3 protein-coding genes are annotated in these 3,178 nt (G+C 72.7%); 1 reads left to right on the top strand and 2 read right to left on the bottom strand.

The window, feature by feature from the left end; translation table 11 throughout:
* Positions 1–1,257, bottom strand: a 1,257-nt coding sequence (locus K6I33_RS33560) for a hypothetical protein (RefSeq protein WP_229358543.1), incomplete at its 3' end; no start/stop codon positions are given.
* 83 nt (positions 1,258–1,340) lie between these two features.
* A complete protein-coding gene (locus K6I33_RS33555; protein ID WP_229358541.1) occupies positions 1,341–2,804 on the bottom strand; it encodes an LCP family protein in 1,464 nt (487 codons plus the stop codon).
* Positions 2,805–2,980: 176 nt separating this feature from the next.
* Between K6I33_RS33555 and tatA the strand changes: the two genes are divergently transcribed.
* The coding region (gene tatA / locus K6I33_RS33550) for a Sec-independent protein translocase subunit TatA (protein WP_229358539.1) at positions 2,981–3,178 on the top strand (198 nt) is incomplete at its 3' end.

Below are 3,178 nucleotides of genomic sequence, written 5' to 3'. Positions count from 1 at the left end.
GCCCTCCGGGCCGGAGTAGTCCGAGCCGGGGGCCGCGTAGGCCGGGCCGGTCATCAGGCCGCCCAGCATCGTGCCCACCAGCAGCCCCGGCAGCAGGCCGCCGCCGAAGTAGCCGCCCGCCCAGGGCCCGTAGGCGGGGCCGGCGTTCCAGTACGGCTGGGGGCCCGCGTCGGTCTGGACCTGGCGGGTCATGGGCTCCTGGCCGTCCGCGAGCCGCGCCGCGTCCGCCGCACAGGCCGGTACGGTGCGGAGCGCGCCGCCCGGCGGCGCCCACTGGACGTCCTGGACGGACGGCCCGTGCCGCGGGTCGAAGAAGCAGGGCATCCGGCGCTCCGGCAGCGGCGCCCCCGTGCGGCGCGCGGCCAGCGTCGCCAGGGCGAAGCGGCCGTTGTCGAGGGTCTCGGTGACCCCCTGGACCTCCTCCGGCTTGCCCGCCGCCGCCATCCGGGACTTGGCGTCCTCGTACGCGTCCAGCGCCCGCGCGTAGTCCGCGCGCATCTCGTCCGTGGCGCCGGCCTCGGAGGGCGAGAAGTCCAGCCGGTCCAGTTCCTCGCCGAACGCGGTGATGTCCTCGTCGACGACCACGCGCAGCTTGTCCAGCTCGGCGCGCTCGCGCTCCTCGCGCTTGCGCTTGTTGCGCCGGTAGAGGGCGTACGCCCCGGCGCCGCCCGCGACGACGATCGCGCCGCCGGTGATCAGGCCCGTGGCGCCGACGCCCTCGGTGCCGCCGCCCCAGGAGCCGGGGGCGTGGCCCCTGGCCGTCCGGTCGGCCGAGTCGACGAAGTCGTTCAGCTGTGCCTTCGCGTCACCGCCGGACCGCTGCACGGACCCGACGAGGTTGCTCACGGCGTTGCGGGACATCACCGAGCGGTCGGCGGCCGCGTTGAACCTGTCGCCGAGGTGGACGGCGTAGACGCCCGCGATCCCGACCTTGGTGCGCAGGTCGCGCAGCACCGTGCTCTGCGGGTACTCGGAGGCGCTGGGCAGCACGGCGACGAAGACGGGCTTGCCCGCGTCCTTGATCTTCTTGGCCAGCGCGTCGGCGTCGGCCGCGGGCAGCTGCGCGGAGGCCCTGGGGTCGACGTAGACGGGGCCCTTGCGCAGCGCCTGGGCCGCGGCGTCCAGGCCGGTGTCGGCGGCGTGCGCGGCGGGGGCGTACAGCAGCGCGCCGGCGCAGGTCAGCAGGGCTGCGATCAAGGGGACGAGCCAGGTCCGGAACAACCTGGCGGGCACCCGGGGGACAGCGACGGCGGACATGACATGGCTCCTCGGCGTCTTCACGGTCTACTGTGCACCTACCACCAAAACGGATCAATCAGGCATAAACGTTCCACCGCTTCTCAGCCGTACGAGAGGTTGGCGCAGGGGTCGTCGTCCGCCGAGCGGGCGCCGCTGGGGGTACTGCCGGGGGCGCCACCGGGGGCACCCGACGACGACGGCGAGGGGGAGGGCGCGGACGACGGCGCCTCCGCGTAGTCGCGCCCCAGCGTGACCACGACGCCGCCGATGTCGGCACCGCGCACGTACGCCCCCGGGAAGAGCCGGGCCACGGTCCGCGCGTCGGCCGCCGCGCCCGGGCCGAACTCGATCACCGTGCTCGTCCCGTCCTGCGAGCCGGCCGTGGCGGTGTCCGTGACCTCGAAGCCGCTGCTCCTGAGGGAGGCGGCGGCGCGGGCGGCGAGCCCGTCGACGGTGGTGCCGTTGCGGACGGAGACCTTCACCCCCGCGCCGGAGACGGAGGCCGAGGGCGACGGCCCGTCCCCGCCCCCCTTCCGGCCCGCGTCCTTGCCGTCGATCGTCCGGTCCGCCCGGATCGAGGCCCACAGGGCGTCCGCGTCGGGCTGGACGACCGCCACGCGGTTGCCGTCGTAGCGCCAGGGCAGGGTCACGAACTTCATGTCGTGGAGGTCGATGTTCTTCAGCGACATCGCGAACGACAGCATCTTGTCCGCCGAGCCCAGCCCGGGGTCCACGGTCATCGACTTGGTGGCCGCGTCGGCGAGCGGGAGCAGGGTGGTGGGTTTGAAGCCCTGGGACCGGACCTTCTTGATCATCGAGGAGAGGAAGGCCTGCTGCCGCTGGATGCGCCCTATGTCGGAGCCGTCGCCGATGCCGTGCCGCACCCGTACGTAGTCCAGCGCCTTCTGGCCCGAGACGGTCTGCCGGCCCTGGCGGAAGAGGAGTTCGCCGCGCGAGCCGAGGTTGGGGTTGAGGTCGCCCCGGTAGACGTCCTTGGGGACGCACACGTCGACGCCGCCCACGGCGGACGTCATCGCGGAGAAACCCGCGAAGTCGACGACGACCGTGTGGTCGACGCGCAGCCCGGTGAGGCGCTCGACGGTGTTCTGGGTGCAGGCGGGGTTGCCCTTGGCCGAGCCGCCCACGGTGAAGGCCGAGTTGAACATCACGTGCTGCTGCCCGTCCGTCCAGCCGCCGTCGGGGAGCCGGCAGGGCGGGATGTCCACGAGGGTGTCCCGGGGGATGGAGACGGCGACGGCGTGCTCGCGGTCGCCGTAGACGTGCAGCAGGAAGGCGGTGTCCGAGCGGCCCACGTCGCCCTCGCCGCCACCCAGCTCGGCATTGCCGCCGGCCCGTGAATCGGAGCCGATCACCAGGACGTTCTGGCCGGACACCCCCGCGCCGGGGCGGTCCTTGGACAGGCCGTCGGCGTCGAACGTGCTGATGTTGCCGTCGAGTCGCAGATACACCCATCCGGCGCCGGCGACGAGCAGCAGGAGGAACGACACCACGACCACGGTGACGATCCGCACCCGATGCCTCGGCCTGCCTCGCGTGCCCGTCATGTCCGTACCCTCATCGCTCCCCCGGTTCGTGCCGTTCCGCCCGGTAGGACGGGCTGCCACGAACTTTGGTTGTCCAGTTGCGCAATCTAGCAAGTATTGTGTGCTCAGCCATCAGGCCAGAACGTCACAAGAGCCGGCAGAGATCGGTGGATCAGTAGAGAGGCGGTGGAGCCGTCATGCTGCGGAACGCCCTGGAGCCCTGGCATCTCCTCGTGGTCGTGCTCGTCATGGTCGTCCTGTTCGGGTCGAAGAAACTGCCCGACACGGCCCGCTCCCTCGGTAAATCCATGCGCATCCTCAAGAGCGAGGCCAAGGCGATGAAGAGCGACGCCGCCGAAGCGCCCGTCGCGGCCGCGGCCCCGCCCGCCGACGCC

The organism is Streptomyces sp. UNOB3_S3, from assembly GCF_020740895.1.
Taxonomy (GTDB): Bacteria; Actinomycetota; Actinomycetes; order Streptomycetales; family Streptomycetaceae; genus Streptomyces.
Note: the sequence above shows the minus strand (reverse complement) of the source record. Positions and strands in the feature narration are given on the sequence as shown.

What these genes read in the sequence shown, in the direction of transcription:
- K6I33_RS33555 (WP_229358541.1), bottom strand. Translation starts at nt 2,804, where the DNA reads ATGACGGGCACGCGAGGCAGGCCGAGGCATCGGGTGCGGATCGTCACC.